We start from the raw sequence: 15,597 nt of genomic DNA, 5'->3' as shown, positions 1-15,597 counted from the left end.
GGGGCTGGATGGAAACCAACCCGGAACCAACAGGGCTCGGGCAAGAGGGAGATCCCTCAAGGGGTTTGGATGATCTGCTCCAGTACCCGCCGCTTAGATTTGGGGTCAATGCCCAGCAGGCGCACATACTCGCCGCGATGCTCCTCTAGGCAGGCCTCCAGCGCCGCTACCACCTGATCCAGTTGCGTGGCTTCAATGGGGCTACAGCTTTGCCAAGAGGAGGTGCGGAAGCGGCGCTTGTCAGCATGCTCGGTGCCAATGCGGTAGCCTTGGCTAAGCAGTTGCTGGACTTGCGCCACCACCTCGCTGCTAAGACGCCTAGCCCCGGGTGCAGGGGAAGCTGCTGCCCCTGGCGAGCCTTGAGCCGCTGGCGCAGAAGTAGGCGGCTTACCGCTGGGGGTTTGGATGATGCGCTCATAGACCCGCTTCTTCCCTTTGGGGTCGATCCCCAGCAGGCGAACGTAGTGACCCTGGTGCTCTGCCAGCGCCGCCCTCAGCTCAGTTAACACCTCTGGCCCCCGCTGGCCACGAAGGATAGGCCCGCTCTGCCAGGAGGAGGTTTTGAAGCGGCGCTCGTCAGCGTATTCATAGCCAATGCGGTAGCCCTGGGCCAGTAGCCGGTGGACCTCCTCCTGCAGCTCCAAATCCAGGCTGGCACTGCTCCCTTCTGCCCCAGAAGCCGCACCTGCAGCTGCGCCCGCTTCTGCCGAACTGCTGCCTGCCTGATCTTGGGGCGTCTGAATCACCTTCTCCAGCACCCGCCGCTTGGCTTTGGGATCGATCCCCAATAGGCGCACGTACTCTCCTGCATGCTCGGCCAGGGCTGCCCGCACAGCCGTTAGGATCTCCTGGACGGAGCCGCTGAAAGTGCCCAAGGTCTGCCAGGAGGAGGTGCGGTAGCGACGAGCATCGGCCACTTCCAGACCAACGCGGTACCCTTGGGCCACCAGGGTTTGGATCTCCTCCTCTAGGCGCAGTTCCGCTCTACCGGAGCCTGGCATAGCAACCGAAACCCGGCTGGAGGATCCGGAGAGGGGTGCCGGCCCTTCTGGGGTTTGGATAATCTGCTCCAGCACCCGCCGCTTGGCTTTGGGATCGATCCCCAACAGGCGCACATACTCCCCACGGTGGGCTGCCAGAAGGGCCCCCAGCGATTGCACCACCTCGGCCTCCTGGGTGCTGAGGATAGGGCTTTCGCTCTGCCAAGAGGAGACCCGGAAGCGACGAGGGTCAGCGTATTCCAGACCCACGCGGTAGCCTTGGGCCAAGAGGGCGCGTACCTGCTCTACCACCTCTGGGCTAAGAAGGGAGCCACTGCCGTTGTGCCCATTGGCAAGAGAGGAAGAAGACTCCGGAGTTGAGGAACCAGAAGCGCGGGCTTGCAGCAGCTCGTTGCGGATAGGAGCAATACAGACAAGGTTTTCGCTGCAGTGGTAGCCCTCCAGCAGAGCTTGGTTGATGCCGATGACGTGCTGCGCAAACTTGGCATCGCTATCTTGGACATCCGGCAGCCGGTCGGCCTCCGCTTGGTTGGTGATGATGGAGCCGGAGCGCACATATTTGCCTGGCGGGATCTCCACATCCTGGATGAGGCAGTGCAACATGATGATGCAGCCATCTCCCACCCGCGCATTGAACACGGTGGAGCGGAAGCCGATGAAGCAGTTGTTGCCCACATAGGCTGGCCCGTGAATCAAGGCCATGTGGGCAATGGAGGTATTCTTGCCAATCCACACGGAGTAGGGCTGGCCATCTTCCCCGATGACCCGCCCTTTTTCCAGACCGTGGATCACCACCCCGTCCTGGATGTTGGAGCCGTCGCCAATGTAGAAGGGGGATCCTTCATCTGCGCGGATGGAGGTTCCAGGGGCAATGAGCACCTGGGCGCCGATGCGCACATCCCCGATGAGATTGGAAAAGGAATGGACGTAAGCAGAGGGATGAATGGTGGGTTCCGCCAAGCGACGCGACCAGGGCGTTGGCGGCGCGGCATAGGTTTGAGCAGGCATAACCGTGAGCCTCTAGACCAAATCAGAGGAGGAAAGGGAAGGATCCCAGCTAGCGTTGCTCGCGCTTGTTGTAGAGGGAGCGACCGTCGATGCTAACGGTGTCAATAATTGCCATCACCACTGCATCTAAAGGACGGGTTTCATTTCCCCGCGGTTGGCGAGCCGCGCTACCTTGGCTAACCAGCACCCATTCCTCGGCGCCGGCCCCCACTGGATCAGCAGCCACGGCATAGTCTGGCTGCGGCCGGCCCTCGAGATCGACATACTGCACCACCAGGAACTTGACGCCCGTCAGGCTGGGATCCTTCTGGGTGCTGGTGACGGTACCCCGTACAATCGCGATACGCATCTAGGGACGCGTGAAGGGACGAATGGCATTGACCCCTTCGCGGAATTGGGCCACATCCTCGGTGTAGCGAATGGGCAACACGTACTCCAGGTTTTCGTGGGGACGGGCAATGATGTGCCACGAGAGCAACTGGCCACCGTTGACCCGCTTTACGGCTTCGATGCCGGCAGCTACTGAGGCCTGTACCTCAGAGACATCGCCCCGCACGATCACGGTAACGCGCCCACTGCTAATTTTCTCGTAGCCCACCAAGGTGACGCGCGCTGCTTTCACCATGGCGTCGGCCGCTTCTACCACCGCTGGGAAGCCCAGCGTTTCAATCATTCCAACTGCGATGGCCATAGGGACTCCTTACACTGAGATGGGTTTAGGGGGGGGCTGGAACTCTTCCAGCTTGCGGCCTAGGTGCGAAACTGCTCCACTGCTTCGGTGTAGCGAATGGGCAGCACGTACTCCAGGTTTTCATGGGGCCGAGCAATGATGTGGTGGGAGAGAACCTCACCCCCACTGACCCGCTTGGCAGACTCCAAGCCGGCAGCTACCGAGGCCTGCACCTCCGAGACGTCGCCCCGCACAATCACGGTGACACGCCCGCTGCCAATTTTTTCGTAGCCCACCAGGGTGACACGCGCCGCTTTCACCATGGCGTCAGCTGCTTCCACTACTGCTGGAAACCCCCGCGTTTCAATCATTCCAACTGCAATAGGCATATCAACTCTCCCCTCTTGAACACCTAGTTCTTGAACACCGTGAAGATCAACCTAGCAGTCGCTGCCTTTAGCTTGCTGCCGGGATCTTGCAACCTTATCGGCTTAGGGAAGATCCTCTGCCCTAGCTTCAACTGATAGCTCTTTCAGTAAAACCAACCCTGACTCCCTTAGGCGCTTCTCTTTCCCTTCCTGCCTGAGAAAGACCTGCCTAGCAGCAGACCTCAGACAAGGTGGGAACGAGCCACTAGAAGCCATTGCGGTTTCACTGCAGCCATCGTTTAGGAGGGCAAAGCTGCTAACTCTGAGCTCAACGCTAAAACAATCATACAGAAAATTTGGCTGAGATGACTCAGAGCGAGGATCCCCAACCTAAGCAGAATGATATCCCCAATCGTCCTGAATAAAAATCAACATTTTTAATTAGAGTGATAGTTTTTATTAAGAAAGCATGACTGTTGTTAACCGTTCACAAATAGTTCCTGACATCTCCTTTCCCTAAAGCTCCCAGCTCAGCTACCCCTTCCTTGACAGCGCAGCGATGAGGGTACCTCCAAGCCATGGGCTTCCAAGAGGCCGGCTTGGCCTAGCAACTGCCTTGGGGATCCCTGAGCCCAGATACGGCCTTGATCCAGGAGGATCACCCAATTGCACACCTCAAGAATGAGCTCCAGATCGTGGGAGGCCAGCAGAAAGGTGTGGCCTGCTTGCTGCAAAAAGGCAATGAGCCGTCGTCGTGATCGCAGATCCAGGCCGGCAGTTGGCTCGTCGTAGAGCACCAGCTGGGGCTGCATCGCCAGGACTCCAGCGAGGGCAACTAAGCGCTTTTCGCCATCGGAAAGGTGGTGAGGTGGGCGATTGGCTAGATGCAAGGTGCCGGTCCTTTGCAGGGCTGCCTGCACAGCGGCCGTAATCTCCGCTTCAGGCAGGCCGAGATTGCGCAGTCCAAAGGCTACATCTTCGGCCACGGAGGGGGCAAACAGTTGGTCAGCGGGATCCTGAAACACCAGCCCCACCTCAGGCCGAAACTGGCCGGGCTGCAGCGGCTGACCCAACAACGTAATCTGACCGGCCCAGGGGGGCAAGAGACCAGCAAGGGCAAGGAACAGGGTAGTTTTGCCAGCACCGTTGGGGCCAATAACCCCTACACGCTGGCCAACTTCAACTCTTAGATCCAGCCCTTGCAGAACCGGCGGGCAACCAGGGTAGGCAACCCACAACTGGTGAACTTCTACCGCCAGCTCTGGAGTCATCCCTAGCGCAGCTCCAAATCCTTCCAGCGCCTCTGCAGGGCAGCAGGGGTAAGCTGCAAGGTGGGCACACTGGGGCTGGTTAGATCAATCCGGAGAATTTCCTCAGGCCTACACTCGCAGTAGCGGAGCAGATCCCGCATTTGGTTGAGGGTTTGAATTTGCAGGGGCAGGCGGTCAGAAAGCGGCCCCAGATAAACATTGCCCAGCTCGGTGTGCAGGGTAATCCCTCCTCCGGAGTGCCAATCCACTGCCCTGATTTGAAATTCAGAAGGTTGCAGGGCTTTGAGCAGTAGCGCCCATTGCTCCGGTGGATGGTTTTCCCAGCCCAGCAGCTCCAACTTAGGCAAAGACCTAGACTGGAGGAAACGGTAGGGATCCGGCGGCAGCCAGTTGCCCTGCAGATCCACCCACCCTGCCTGGCCGCCTTGACGAGCCCGAGCAATCGGCCGCCGTTCCCGCACTTGGACAATAACCCCCACCGGCAGCAACCGCCGCTGCACCTGGACGCTTTCAAAAGGAGAAGGGCGGCTGGGAGATCCCAGCAAGGCTTTTTCCAAGACAGTCGGCTGCACCTGCCAGATATTCACGGGATAGGTCAGAGGCAATTGCTCCCGTATCCAGTCGGGATCCACCCAGTAGCTGCCCCTTACCTGAATTTGCTCGGGCCGGCGAATCTGCCAGTAGGGCTGCCGCAGGCCCAACACCAGCAGCGTCAGAACGCCTACTGAGATAGCCAAGCGCCAGGACCCCTGCCAAAAGCGACTGCGCCGTTGCTGACGCAAAAGTCGCCTGCGCTGCAGAAGTTGTTCGTGCGTGGCAAGGTGGAGCATCTCCTGCTCCCCTTTAGCTTGCAATCTCCTCAACCTGATCCGCCCGCAGCCAAATTGGGGGAGTGGGGACAGCTCCAAACTTAATCTGGACGTAGTCCCCCCTAATGTCCACTACTTCCCCAGCAGTTTCAAAGACGTAGTTGGGGATCATCGGATCACTGGCCTGAGCTTCCAAGCTGCCTTGCAGTTTCTCACGGATAGCTCTTACCAGGGTGCCTCGCTTGATCGCCATTGGCTTTTCCTCTAGTCCTGATTGGCGGGTTAAGTCCGCAAGCTGATCCCTTCCCAAGACTCCCTTGCAACCAGCCTACTTTTTCCGTAAGCTGCGGGCCATCTCGCGGAACTTCTCTAGGTCGGATCCTCCTTGGCGGCGTGAGCCTGCTCCGCTGCTGCCATCTGAGGTGGGGGAGCTCTGCTCAGCCACAGGTTCAGCAGCCTTGGTTTGTTTTTCTAGCTTAACCTTGCTCAAGGAAGAAACCTCCTCCACCACCTCTATCTTGCTGCCAGAGCCAAAGTCTTTGAAAGTATGCTTCACGAGCTTAGGGGTGCGCATGTATTCGATGTTGCCAAGGGTCTTGGCCTCATCGGGGGGGAGGAAGAAGGTGTTGTCTTGCTTGCCTTGCTTTTTGGCCGGCTGAGCGACCTTCTCTGAGACGGGATTGGAATCTGCTTGGCCAGGCGAGCCGAAAAGGCGCCGGAGAATGCCTACCATTGTCGTTTTGCTTGCAGTACGAGGAAAGTTGAGCCGGGAATTCAGCCAGCCGCGCTTAGATAGGGTAACGGCTGAGCTCGGCTATGGAATCATGTTAAGCTAACTCAAGATAACATGCTCCCTCCCTCCAGAGCAGTCTTCTTGGCCAACTGTTTGGAAGGCTTCCACAGGCAGCAGAGGCCAGCGAGAACCTCCCCAGGATCCCTCGACAAGTTCAGGGATCCGAATAGCTGGCCGATAGACTTGCTCAAAAATGGTTTCGACTACACCGGTCTGAAGGTATTGGCTTGCCTCAGGACTGGCTTTGGGATCAGCGCTCCTAGATCCCCACCTCACCAGGCTAAAAAGCCGCTGCGAGCCTTACCTGGCAGGAGTTGAGAAGCGGACGTTATCCCTGGGCCTCCGAAAGCGTACTGTAATCTTGAGCGGGCTGCCTAAATTCAAGGCTGTGCCAATGCAGCGGGCCAAGATTTGAATGTTTTGCCTTTGTTCCAGCGATTCTAAGATCCCGGCGATGGACGAGTACCGCACATTCATCTTAAGCCAGATCCCAGTTCGAACGAGCTAGTATCTTACACACAACCTAAAAAGCAATCGAAGAACAGCAAAAGAAACACTGCATCGTTCTTTGCATAGAGGCTAGGATGACCTACCCCTCTCCCGCATCGGTAACCCTACGGATTTTGTTTCAGGAATAGTCAGCAACTTGCGGCAAGAGAAAGACTCAAGGCAATCCCGTAGCCTGGTTCCTTCCTGCGGCTCTGCTGTCTGAAACAGCCCCTGGCCCTAGTAGGTGTTGCTGTTCCACCTTAGAATCTTAAGTAGAGTTGAGTGCCCCTACTGCCGCCTGGCCGGGTGCCTTTCCTTGACACTCTGGAAAGGGGTGGCCCAGCCGCAGAGGCGGGGGCGACGGCCATTGCGTTTTGAGAGGAATCCATGTTGTTCATTTTTAACCTAGCGAAGCGTCTGCAGACCATTCTCCTTGCTCTTGCGGTTGGGGTGGCTGCGGTGGCTTTCCTGTCCAACCCTGCTGCTGCTGAAACCTACACGGTTAAGATGGGCTCGGATAAGGCCCAACTCGTTTACGATCCCCCCACGCTGACTATCAAGCAAGGGGATACAGTTCGGTGGGTTAACAACAAGGTCTATCCCCACAACGTCGTTTTTGACAAAGTACCGGGTGGTGATGCAGCCCTGGCAGCTAAGCTCTCCCACAAGGCCCTGCTCACCGCTCCCAACCAAGTGGTGGAGACGGCCTTTGTCGATGTCCCGCCGGGTGAGTACACCTACTACTGCACGCCCCACCGGGGAGCCGGCATGGTTGGCAAGATTATTGTCAAGGGGTGAGTCAGACCCTAAGCAAGGGATCCCACCTTCTGCTTGCTGGGGGGGATCCCTGGCCATAGTATAGAAAAAGCTAGCTCTCTCAAAAGTGAGAGGGCTTTTTTGCAAAGAGATGCCTAGCTAGCCTGGGCTTAGGCTAGACAGGCGCTAGCCCATACCTGTAGTCCCCCAACGAGTTTCCCATGACCACCCCTGTTAAAGGCTACCTTCTCCTGGCAGTTTCTTGCGTCAGCGCCATTGCCGCTGTGGGCTCAATCTTCGAGTTGGCGTCTGGTGAGCCAGACTTTGGTGTCGGCCCCACCAGTATCATCTTGATCGTTGCCGCTCCCTTGGCCGTTTGGCTGTTCCAGGCCGCAGTTGAGGCGGCGCGAGCTGCTAACGCCGCCGGCAAGGGGGGCAAGAAGAGAAAATGAGGAGCAGGTAGAGGGGAAAACCTTGGCTAAGGGGAGGAAATTAGCAGGTTTGCTGTAGCGAAACCTGGGATTCCTCGGCTGCTTCTGCTGCCGGGTGGAACTCCGGCAAGAGTTCCCGTTTTTGCACTCTTCCAAGAGCTGCTTCCAGCTCTGCAGTCGCTAGGGTACAACTTGAGCCGCTGCCGTTTAGCACGGTCTCCGTTACCTGTCCGCTTTTGTCAATCCGATACTCAATCTTGAGGTACTCGGGCATCTGCCTGCTCAACAACTCCTTTTCTCCTCCCTATTGTATTCCTGCTTTTTCCTCGGCTAGAGGGGCTGGGCTCTATGGCTTCGGCGCGTCCCCCCTTGCAAGCTGGCAGAAGGGATCCCGGCATCCGCCGCGATCTGCAATTGGGAGTGGGGGCACTGCTAGGCGTTGTCTTGATCGGTACCCTCTGGTACCACGGGGTGGAGCAGTGGCCTTGGGTGGAAGCCTTTTACATGAGCGTCATCACTCTAACCACGGTCGGCTTCATGGAGGTGAGGCCGCTGGGGGATCGGGGGCGTTTGTTTACAGTGGCCTTGATCCTGATGGGGGTTCTGAGCATCGGGTTCATGGTCAATCGCTTCACCGATGCCCTGATCGAGGGACATTTCGAGGAAGGGATCCGGCAGCGAAAGTGGAAGAAACAGATGGAAGCGCTGAACAACCACTACATCGTCTGCGGTTTTGGGCGGATTGGGCGGCAGGTGGCCCAAGAGTTTCAGGCAGAGGGGGTGCCGTTCTTAGTGATCGATCAATCCGCCGAGGCGATTCAGGTGGCACGAGAGTTGGGATATGTGGCTCTCCAGGGGGATAGCACCCTGGACGCCACCTTGCTGGCGGCGCGGGTACAGCAGGCTGAGGGGTTGATTGCCGCCCTCTCCACCGATGCCGAAAACCTCTATGTAGTGCTGTCGGCCCGCACCCTGAACCCCCGCATCCGCACCATTGCCCGCGCCAACACGGAAGAGGCTTTGCAAAAGCTGCAGCGGGCAGGTGTCACCCACGCCATTTCCCCCTACATTACGGGTGGGAAACGGATGGCAGCGGCTGCCTTGCGTCCCCGTGTGGTGGACTTTGTAGATGGGATCCTCTCCGGTCGAGATCGCACCTTTTATCTAGAGGAGTACGAGCTGGCGGCTGAAGAATGCCCCTACGTTGGCCAGACCTTGGGGAAGGCCAATCTGCGGGCCCGATCTGGCGCTTTGGTGGTGGCGATTCGGCGGGCAGATGGCCAGTTAATTGGCGGCCCCAGCGGGGACACCTTGTTGCTACCGGGGGATCTGCTGCTGTGTATGGGCACGGCTGAGCAGTTGCGCCGCCTGGGTCAGTTGCTCTATCCTCGCCCCTAGCTGAGCTGGACAGGCTGGCTAAATGCGCCTGAGGATGCTGGGACCGTGGGAATCGGTGCCACAGGTTTTTAAGAGTCCGTAGGTCTCGGCCAACTTTTCCCCCGTCGCCGTCTCTTCTGGGCTGGGAGCCCAAGGTTCCGGATTTTTGTAGGCGTAGTAGACCTCAAGGCCGTCGATTCCTAGAGCCGCTGCGGCGGGGACAATGACTTCCGCAGGTAGCCAATAGCGGAAGGGATGGGCCAACACTGCCAACCCCCCTGCCGCTTGAATGGCCCCAATGGCCTCAGCGGCAGCCAGGCCGGGAACTTGCTTGCCTTGGATGTAGGGAGCCAAAACGGCAGCAGCGGGGTCAAACCCGTAGCCAAGAATGTGCACCTCGCAGCCCAGCAGGTTGGCTGTAATCTCGATCCCCGACCACAGAATGGGATCCTCGGGGCGATCCAGGTGGGCGCGGGCCTGTTCGTAGCCCTTCAGGGTGTGGTGATCGGTGATGGCTAGGCCCCTGAGGCCATGTCGGCGCGCCTGCTCCGCCAGTTCCACGGGATCCATTTGCCCATCCGAACAGCGGGTGTGCAGGTGAAAGTTGTACTGCAAGGGACAAGAAAGGGGACCGATCCCTTGCAGCACCCGCCGCAGCTCCCCTAAAGAAGCCACCCTCCAGGGACTCCCTTGCAAACCAACCGGCATGGCTACCCTTGCCTCTCGAATAGGCCCCGCTCCAGAGCAGCTAAGCTCCGAAGCTTTATGTTTTGTTAAGCATGTCCACCTATTCTAGCCGGGTTTTAGCTGGGGTGGCAGCTACCGCTGCCTAGGGGTTGGCCAAGATCTCTTCGGCGGCCTTGAGGGCTGCTCCAGGAGAGAAGTCACTGTAGCCCAGGGTGTGCAGGGTGGACTCCAGAGCAGCCAGCGTGGTGAGAATGTCGCGGTCGCTTACAAAGCCTAGGTGGCCGATGCGGAAGATCTTGCCCTTGAGGTGGTCTTGGCCGGCAGCCAGGGCAATGTCGAAGTGCTTCTTGAGGGTACTGCGGAGGGTGTCGGCGTTGATCCCTTCGGGAGCCAGCACGGCTGTTACCGAAGGACTGGCCGCCGACTCTGGGTTGACCAAAAGCTTTAGCCCCAGCGCCTTGACACCGGCGCGGGTGGCCTGGGCCAAGCGGGCGTGGCGGCGGTAGATGGCTTCCAACCCTTCGGCCCGCATCAGGCGCAGGGTAACTTGCAAGGCGTAAAACAAGTTCACTGCCGGGGTAAAGGGAGTGGTGCCCTGGCGCAGGGCTTTTTGGGCCAGCTTAAAGCTCCAGTAGTACTTAGGAAAGCGAGAGCGCTCAGCAGCAGCCATGGCCCGCGGGCTGACGGCCACAAACCCCAGCCCCGGCGGGATCATGTAGCCCTTCTGGGATCCAGAGGCCACCACATCCAAGCCCCACTCGTCCATAGGCACTGGCATCGCCCCCAAACTGGTGACCGCATCCACAATCACCAGCGCTTCCCCATGCTCACGGGCGGCAGCTGCAATAGCCTGCACATCGTTGGCCACGCCGCTAGAGGTTTCGGAATGGGTAAGGATGACCGCCTTGATGGTCTTTTCGCGGTCAGCAGCCAGCTTTTCTTGGAAGACTTCGACGGGATAGGGCACCCCCCAGGGGGTTTCTATCCGCTCGCACTGCAGGCCAAACTGCTCCGACATCTCGGCCCAGCGCTCGCCAAACTTGCCGTTGACCCCCACCAAAACCCGTTCCCCTGGGCTAAGGGTGTTGAGGATCCCGGCTTCCATGGCCCCGGTGCCGCTGGAGGCAAAGACAAACACATCGGAGGTGGTCTGGTGCAGCCAGCGCAGCCCCTCCGTCACCTCTTCCAAAATGGCGGTGAACTCTTTGCTGCGGTGCTCGATAGGCCCCCGCGCCATGGCCAGCAGCGCACTCTCGGGAACCGGAGTGGGGCCAGGGATCATCAACATCAACTTGTCTTTCATGCGTGTCCCGCCAGGGAGGTCAGGTTTGAGAGGTGGCGGCCAGATTCGAACTGGCGCATAGAGGTTTTGCAGACCTCTGCCTTACCACTTGGCTACGCCACCCTATCCCTTAATCAGGCTATGTATTCTACCCGAAAATGGGATCCTGCTGCCAGGTGCTGGGGGCGTGGTAGGGCTTGGGTCGGCTTTTCCCCCGCAGGTCGTCTTTGCCGCGGGGGCTGAGGGTGGCTGCGCAGACCCCCAGCCTAGTCAGTTACAAGCAGTAGCCGCGGGGGGTGATCAGCCACCTGCTGTAGCGGAAGGTCTGGGAGTTGCCAATGAGCACTAGGGTAAACATGTCCACCTGCTCAGGATCCAACTCCCCTAGCGTGGTGAGGTGGAGGACCTCGCCGGGACGGTAGAGGTTGCGGGCCACCGCCACCGGGGTGTGGGGGGGACGGGCGGCCAAAAAGATCTGCAGGGCTTTGAGGAAGGGATCCAGCCGCTGCCGCGAGCGGGGATTGTAGAGGGCCACTACAAAGTCAGCGGCCGCCGCCGCCTGCAACCGCTTCTCGATGGCCGGCCAGGGGGTAAGGCGATCGGAGAGGGAAATGGCGCAAAAATCCTGCATCAGGGGCGCCCCCAGGCGGGCGGCGGCAGCCTGAAGGGCGGAGATCCCTGGCAGCACCTCCAGAGAGGGGCAGCTCCCATCCCAGCCGCTGCGGGCCAAGTACTCCAGCACCAGCCCGGCCATGCCGTAGATCCCGGCATCTCCCGAAGAGATTACTGCCACCTGCAGCCCCTGCTGGGCCAGGGCAATGGCCCGCTGCGCCCGCTGCACCTCCTGGGTGAGGGGGAAGGCCTCCCGAATTTGGCCGGGGTGCAGGAGGGGTGCCACCAAGTCCAGATAGAGCTGGTAGCCAATCACCACGTCGGCTTGGGCCAGAGCCAGGCGGGCAGCCAAGGTCAATTGAGCGGGATCCCCAGGGCCGGTGCCAATCAGCCACAGGTGCCCGGCGCGAGGGGAATACTCCTGAGCAGCGCGGGCAATGGCCAGGGTACACGCTCCCTCAGTCTCTGAGGCAAAGACCTGCTTGGGGCAGAGGAGGGTGGCCCCCTCCTGGGCTAGCTTGTCCTCCCCCGACCAGCGCTGGGCAGCCAAAAGAGCAGCCGCCTCTGCCACCGAAGGGGTGCCCACCGCCTGCCGCACCGCCTCCGAAGGGTGGGGAATTGGGATCCCGGCCAGGGCTTCGGCAGAGAAGAACTGGATAGGCCAGCCGTAGGCCTGGGCTAGCTCCAAGAGTCCCACTTCCTCCCGTTTCAGCTCCAGCGTGGCCAAGCCGGCAATGGCTTCGAAAGCTAGCCCCTGAGCCTGCAGCAGGCGGCGCAGGGATCTCTCCAGCCAGGCGCGACTGGTGCCCCGCTCGCAGCCCACCCCTACCCACAGCACCCGCGGGTGCCAGTGGACGGTGGGGATGGGGGGGCAGGGTGTTGTATACTCGCCAATCCGGACCTGGGCCACCGCCTGCTCAGGAGGGGTGGTGAAAAGGGGGTGATCTGGGGGCCAGGCCTGGCGCCAAAGCTGTGTGCCACAGGTTTGCTCAACGGCCACCGGCTCTCCCCGCGCCAGAGCGGCTGCCACTCCGTTCCAATCGCCGGTGCCCCGCTGCCAACCGTAGGGATCCCCCAGCCCATCCAAAGGCGGGATCCCCAGTCCTTCTGAGGCAGAGGTGAGGATGGGCTCGGCCCCCAAAGCAGCCGCCACTTGCCGCGCCAGCGCCTCAGCTCCCCCCACATGCCCGCCACAGAGGCTGAGGGCCCAGCGGCCCGCCTCATCCACCACCACCACCGCCGGATCCCGGTATTTGTCTTGCAAGAGGGGGGCAATGAGCCGCACCACCGACCCAACTGGCAGGACAAAGATACAGGCCTGCACCTGCGGCCAGTTCTGGGCCACCGCTGCCGCCAGGGAGCCCAGTTCCCCATAGTCTTGCCAGGGCGGAGGCAGAGGCTCTCCCTGAGGGTTGGCTTTGCTCCAACACACCCACTCCCCCGGCAGCAGCGAGAGCAAAACCTGGGCCAACTGGCGACCGCGGGGGGTGGGAGCAAACAGGGCAAACTTCATCCGCTGGGAGGGTGAGGGTCCTATACTGGACTATAGAACCACCCACAGACAGTGCCGATGTTGGGCCCTCTTGGACTGCTCTTGCCCCTAATTCCTCTAGAAGCTTTGCTTTCGACCAAGGGGCTAATGTTTTTGCTGCTATCGGCCTATGGCGGGGCCATGTGGACGTTTTTGAGCGGCGCGCCGCGGGTTTACACCATTATCGTGCCCGATCTAGAGCAAGCAAGGGGGTTTTACGAAAAGGTGTTGAAGCTGCCGGAGGCAGAGCTGCCGCTACAGTACTACTACGGCTACGAGCAGAGCGTCGTCAGCTCTAGCCTGGGCTCCATCTATTTCCCGGGAGATATTGGCCTTAGCTCTCGCCCTGAGGCCAAGGGCCAACCTGCCTCGAAAACCCTCGATACCGCCGGTCTCTGGTACCAGCTTTCCGACAGCGTGCAGCTGCACGTGATCCCTGGCTCTACCGATCCCTACCCGGCCTCCGTCCCCTACGGCAGTCCCTCCAGGATCCCCTCTGTACCTACCTACGGAGCGGCAACAGCAGTAGGCCGCAGCAGCGGCGTGCGCTATCGCCACACCAGCTACGAGCGGGAGGCCCTGAAGGCCCTCCTGCGGCGGATTAACAAACAAGGGATCCGCAACAGCGTCCGCTCCGAGAAACCCCTCGTCTTCTGGGTGCGGGATCCGCAAGGCCAAATTATTGAATTTGCCGAGCTGAAGAGTTGAGGCAATTCCGCCAACCTGCAAAGCAGCAACAGTCGAGGAAACACGAATGAAAGCAACACAACGGCTACTGCTCCTGGGCTTGGCTTTGCTCTGTCTGTGGGCGTGGGGTGAGCTGCCAGCCATGGCTCTGTCGCGGGCCAAGGACAATCCGGCAGTTACCGTGCAGTCCCCAGCCAAGGAGTTCATCACCACTGAGTCCGGGCTGCAGTACTACGACATTGTGGAAGGCACAGGCCCTTCCCCGCAGCCAGGGCAGAAGGTGGTGGTGAACTACGTGGGCAGACTTCAAGACGGTACGGTCTTCGACAGCTCCTACAAGCGCAACCAACCTTTCACCTTTACCTATGGGGTAGGGCAGGTAATCCGCGGCTGGGAAGAAGGGCTAGCCACGATGCGAGTGGGGGGTAAGCGGTACTTGCGTATCCCGCCGGAGTTGGCCTACGGCAGCCGCGGTGCTGGTGGCGTGATCCCTCCCAATGCCACCTTGGACTTTGAGGTGGAGCTCCTAGCCATCCAATAGACTCGGGACCCAAGCTAGGCTGGGTAGCCCCATCAAGGGGCGTGGGGTAAGATGGCAGGGCCCTGTGGGAACTCTGCTACAAACTTGTCTCCGTCTGTGCGGCCCAATTTTCCCCCCGAAGCTCCTAGTGCAGAAAAAGCCCGCCTGCGCCAGCACTTCCGCCAACTGCGGCAGGGGCTAGATCGCTCCCTAATCAACCAGAAGATAGTGGCTCATCTGGCCTCTCACCCCCAGCTTTTGGCGGCCAAAACCATCTTGGCCTACGTGGCCTTCGGCTCTGAGGTGGACTTGGGATCCCTATTTGCTGCGCTGCCAGAGAAACGCTGGGGGATCCCTCGCTGCCTGCCCCAGCGGCAGTTGCGGTGGCATCGCTACCACCCGGCCGAGCTCGTTCCCAATCGCTGGGGGTTGCTGGAGCCCTCTCCCGAGAGCGAAGTTATCGACCCTAGCGAGGCGGATTTGATCCTCGTGCCTGCCCTAGCCTGCGATCGCTGGGGCGGGCGCCTGGGCTATGGCGGCGGCTATTACGACCGCTTTTTGGCCTCCTTGCCAGACCCCGGCCTGCCCAAGTGGGGCATTGTCCCGCAGGCCTGTCTGCTGGAGCAGCCCCTCCCCCAGGATCCCTGGGATCAGCGCCTGGACGGGATCCAGACCGAGGAGGGGTTTTACCCGGCAAGGAATCCCCTAGACTAAGGGGGTAGGCCTAGGCCTTGGAGGAAAAGGAATGAGTCTGACCCAAAGGTTTTCTTCCCTTGCTTGGAGTCTGGCTTGGGTGGTCCTAGCGCTGCTCCTAGGGGGCTTTGGGATGATCCCGCTGAAACTAAAGGATCTCCACGTCACCCCCTGTCCCGATACCCCTGAGTACACCAACCTGGTCACCAGCAACGGCAACCCCATACCGGCCAGGTGCCTGTTTATTGAAGGCACGGTGGTCAACCGCTCCAAAAATACCGTGCTGAATGCAGATGTCTTTGGTCGCCTTTACGATGCCAACGGCAACGAGGTTTTGCCGGAGCGCACCCGCCTGGGGGCAATTGAAGAGGTTCCTCCTGGCGAAAGCCCCTTCTCCATTCGTATCTCGGTGCCCGTGACCAGCGCCCTACCCTTAACCCTAGAGCAATTCAAGGCCAGCGGCTTCAGCGGCACCGTGCGCCGATGAACTACCCCACCGCGCAGGCGGGTGGGGTTTCCCCATCCGCTTGACGGCGAGATTTTTGTCTCTTCCTCTGCCCCAGTTGCTTCATAGATCCCGTGTACCGGGTCTCTGAAGTAGAGCTGAAGCAT

General features: G+C 60.0%; 19 protein-coding genes and 1 tRNA gene. 7 read left to right on the top strand and 13 right to left on the bottom strand.

All coding sequences use genetic code 11. The features are described from left to right. Positions 1-56: 56 nt before the first annotated feature. From NW822_RS08850 to NW822_RS08815, 8 genes are all read right to left on the bottom strand, one after another. Positions 57-2,009, bottom strand: a complete 1,953-nt coding sequence (locus NW822_RS08850) for a ribulose bisphosphate carboxylase small subunit (RefSeq protein WP_414361192.1) — start codon at positions 2,007-2,009, stop codon at positions 57-59. Between the two features lie 49 nt (positions 2,010-2,058). After that, a complete protein-coding gene (locus NW822_RS08845; RefSeq protein ID WP_414361190.1) occupies positions 2,059-2,358 on the bottom strand; it encodes a EutN/CcmL family microcompartment protein in 300 nt (99 codons plus the stop codon). After that, entirely contained in the window at positions 2,359-2,700 is a 342-nt protein-coding gene (locus NW822_RS08840) for a carbon dioxide-concentrating mechanism protein CcmK (RefSeq protein ID WP_414361188.1), read from the bottom strand. A 59-nt stretch (positions 2,701-2,759) separates the two neighbouring features. Then, a complete protein-coding gene (locus NW822_RS08835; RefSeq protein WP_414361187.1) occupies positions 2,760-3,068 on the bottom strand; it encodes a carbon dioxide-concentrating mechanism protein CcmK in 309 nt (102 codons plus the stop codon). Between the two features lie 509 nt (positions 3,069-3,577). Continuing rightward, positions 3,578-4,318 carry an energy-coupling factor ABC transporter ATP-binding protein gene (locus NW822_RS08830; protein WP_414404195.1) on the bottom strand — a complete coding sequence of 247 codons (741 nt, stop codon included), beginning with the start codon at positions 4,316-4,318 and terminating at the stop codon, positions 3,578-3,580. Positions 4,319-4,320: 2 nt separating this feature from the next. Beyond that, positions 4,321-5,148: a cell division protein FtsQ/DivIB gene (locus tag NW822_RS08825; RefSeq protein WP_414404194.1), complete on the bottom strand. Its 828-nt coding sequence runs from the start codon at positions 5,146-5,148 to the stop codon at positions 4,321-4,323. Positions 5,149-5,161: 13 nt separating this feature from the next. Further along, positions 5,162-5,380 (bottom strand): NAD(P)H-quinone oxidoreductase subunit O, encoded by a 219-nt coding sequence (ndhO, locus tag NW822_RS08820; RefSeq protein WP_414361182.1) that lies wholly within the window; start codon positions 5,378-5,380, stop codon positions 5,162-5,164. Between the two features lie 75 nt (positions 5,381-5,455). Beyond that, complete coding sequence (locus tag NW822_RS08815; protein WP_414404193.1) at positions 5,456-5,860, bottom strand: hypothetical protein; 405 nt, start codon at positions 5,858-5,860, stop codon at positions 5,456-5,458. 936 nt (positions 5,861-6,796) lie between these two features. Between NW822_RS08815 and petE the strand changes: the two genes are divergently transcribed. Then, a complete protein-coding gene (petE, locus tag NW822_RS08810; RefSeq protein ID WP_414404192.1) occupies positions 6,797-7,207 on the top strand; it encodes a plastocyanin in 411 nt (136 codons plus the stop codon). Between the two features lie 179 nt (positions 7,208-7,386). After that, a complete protein-coding gene (locus tag NW822_RS08805; protein ID WP_414361176.1) occupies positions 7,387-7,617 on the top strand; it encodes a hypothetical protein in 231 nt (76 codons plus the stop codon). A gap of 40 nt (positions 7,618-7,657) precedes the next feature. On the opposite strand, the gene NW822_RS08800 is transcribed toward NW822_RS08805, so the two are convergent. Then, entirely contained in the window at positions 7,658-7,870 is a 213-nt protein-coding gene (locus NW822_RS08800; RefSeq protein WP_414404191.1) for a DUF2997 domain-containing protein, read from the bottom strand. Positions 7,871-7,944: 74 nt separating this feature from the next. Between NW822_RS08800 and NW822_RS08795 the strand changes: the two genes are divergently transcribed. Then, entirely contained in the window at positions 7,945-8,994 is a 1,050-nt protein-coding gene (locus NW822_RS08795) for a potassium channel family protein (RefSeq protein ID WP_414404190.1), read from the top strand. Positions 8,995-9,012: 18 nt separating this feature from the next. Here NW822_RS08795 and NW822_RS08790 read toward each other — a convergent pair whose 3' ends face one another. From NW822_RS08790 to cobJ, 4 genes are all read right to left on the bottom strand, one after another. Further along, positions 9,013-9,648 (bottom strand): PHP domain-containing protein, encoded by a 636-nt coding sequence (locus NW822_RS08790; protein WP_414404189.1) that lies wholly within the window; start codon positions 9,646-9,648, stop codon positions 9,013-9,015. Positions 9,649-9,802: 154 nt separating this feature from the next. Beyond that, positions 9,803-10,963 (bottom strand): pyridoxal-phosphate-dependent aminotransferase family protein, encoded by a 1,161-nt coding sequence (locus tag NW822_RS08785; protein ID WP_414361169.1) that lies wholly within the window; start codon positions 10,961-10,963, stop codon positions 9,803-9,805. Between the two features lie 30 nt (positions 10,964-10,993). Beyond that, positions 10,994-11,065 (bottom strand) — tRNA-Cys (locus NW822_RS08780). A 151-nt stretch (positions 11,066-11,216) separates the two neighbouring features. Beyond that, complete coding sequence (gene cobJ / locus NW822_RS08775; protein WP_414404188.1) at positions 11,217-13,067, bottom strand: precorrin-3B C(17)-methyltransferase; 1,851 nt, start codon at positions 13,065-13,067, stop codon at positions 11,217-11,219. A 126-nt stretch (positions 13,068-13,193) separates the two neighbouring features. Here cobJ and NW822_RS08770 point away from each other — a divergent pair, with 126 nt between their 5' ends. The 4 genes from NW822_RS08770 to NW822_RS08755 all read left to right on the top strand — a co-directional run bounded on the left by NW822_RS08770 (position 13,194) and on the right by NW822_RS08755 (position 15,472). Then, a complete protein-coding gene (locus NW822_RS08770) occupies positions 13,194-13,793 on the top strand; it encodes a hypothetical protein (RefSeq protein WP_414404187.1) in 600 nt (199 codons plus the stop codon). Between the two features lie 46 nt (positions 13,794-13,839). Beyond that, positions 13,840-14,313, top strand: coding sequence for an FKBP-type peptidyl-prolyl cis-trans isomerase (locus NW822_RS08765; protein ID WP_414361164.1), 474 nt, complete (start codon positions 13,840-13,842; stop codon positions 14,311-14,313). Positions 14,314-14,397: 84 nt separating this feature from the next. Continuing rightward, on the top strand, positions 14,398-15,006 hold the full coding sequence (locus NW822_RS08760; RefSeq protein WP_414404186.1) for a 5-formyltetrahydrofolate cyclo-ligase: 609 nt from the start codon (positions 14,398-14,400) through the stop codon (positions 15,004-15,006). Between the two features lie 31 nt (positions 15,007-15,037). After that, entirely contained in the window at positions 15,038-15,472 is a 435-nt protein-coding gene (locus NW822_RS08755; protein ID WP_414361160.1) for an FxLYD domain-containing protein, read from the top strand. Positions 15,473-15,597 lie beyond the last annotated feature (125 nt).

The organism is Synechococcus sp. H70.2, from assembly GCF_047462275.1.
GTDB lineage: Bacteria > Cyanobacteriota > Cyanobacteriia > Thermostichales > Thermostichaceae > Thermostichus.
Note: the sequence above shows the minus strand (reverse complement) of the source record. Positions and strands in the feature narration are given on the sequence as shown.

What these genes read in the sequence shown, in the direction of transcription:
- NW822_RS08850 (WP_414361192.1), bottom strand. Translation starts at nt 2,009, where the DNA reads ATGCCTGCTCAAACCTATGCCGCGCCGCCAACGCCCTGGTCGCGTCGC.
- NW822_RS08845 (WP_414361190.1), bottom strand. Translation starts at nt 2,358, where the DNA reads ATGCGTATCGCGATTGTACGGGGTACCGTCACCAGCACCCAGAAGGAT.
- NW822_RS08840 (WP_414361188.1), bottom strand. Translation starts at nt 2,700, where the DNA reads ATGGCCATCGCAGTTGGAATGATTGAAACGCTGGGCTTCCCAGCGGTG.
- NW822_RS08835 (WP_414361187.1), bottom strand. Translation starts at nt 3,068, where the DNA reads ATGCCTATTGCAGTTGGAATGATTGAAACGCGGGGGTTTCCAGCAGTA.
- NW822_RS08830 (WP_414404195.1), bottom strand. Translation starts at nt 4,318, where the DNA reads ATGACTCCAGAGCTGGCGGTAGAAGTTCACCAGTTGTGGGTTGCCTAC.
- NW822_RS08825 (WP_414404194.1), bottom strand. Translation starts at nt 5,148, where the DNA reads ATGCTCCACCTTGCCACGCACGAACAACTTCTGCAGCGCAGGCGACTT.
- ndhO (WP_414361182.1), bottom strand. Translation starts at nt 5,380, where the DNA reads ATGGCGATCAAGCGAGGCACCCTGGTAAGAGCTATCCGTGAGAAACTG.
- NW822_RS08815 (WP_414404193.1), bottom strand. Translation starts at nt 5,860, where the DNA reads ATGGTAGGCATTCTCCGGCGCCTTTTCGGCTCGCCTGGCCAAGCAGAT.
- petE (WP_414404192.1), top strand. Translation starts at nt 6,797, where the DNA reads ATGTTGTTCATTTTTAACCTAGCGAAGCGTCTGCAGACCATTCTCCTT.
- NW822_RS08805 (WP_414361176.1), top strand. Translation starts at nt 7,387, where the DNA reads ATGACCACCCCTGTTAAAGGCTACCTTCTCCTGGCAGTTTCTTGCGTC.
- NW822_RS08800 (WP_414404191.1), bottom strand. Translation starts at nt 7,870, where the DNA reads ATGCCCGAGTACCTCAAGATTGAGTATCGGATTGACAAAAGCGGACAG.
- NW822_RS08795 (WP_414404190.1), top strand. Translation starts at nt 7,945, where the DNA reads ATGGCTTCGGCGCGTCCCCCCTTGCAAGCTGGCAGAAGGGATCCCGGC.
- NW822_RS08785 (WP_414361169.1), bottom strand. Translation starts at nt 10,963, where the DNA reads ATGAAAGACAAGTTGATGTTGATGATCCCTGGCCCCACTCCGGTTCCC.
- cobJ (WP_414404188.1), bottom strand. Translation starts at nt 13,067, where the DNA reads ATGAAGTTTGCCCTGTTTGCTCCCACCCCCCGCGGTCGCCAGTTGGCC.
- NW822_RS08770 (WP_414404187.1), top strand. Translation starts at nt 13,194, where the DNA reads ATGTTTTTGCTGCTATCGGCCTATGGCGGGGCCATGTGGACGTTTTTG.
- NW822_RS08765 (WP_414361164.1), top strand. Translation starts at nt 13,840, where the DNA reads ATGAAAGCAACACAACGGCTACTGCTCCTGGGCTTGGCTTTGCTCTGT.
- NW822_RS08755 (WP_414361160.1), top strand. Translation starts at nt 15,038, where the DNA reads ATGAGTCTGACCCAAAGGTTTTCTTCCCTTGCTTGGAGTCTGGCTTGG.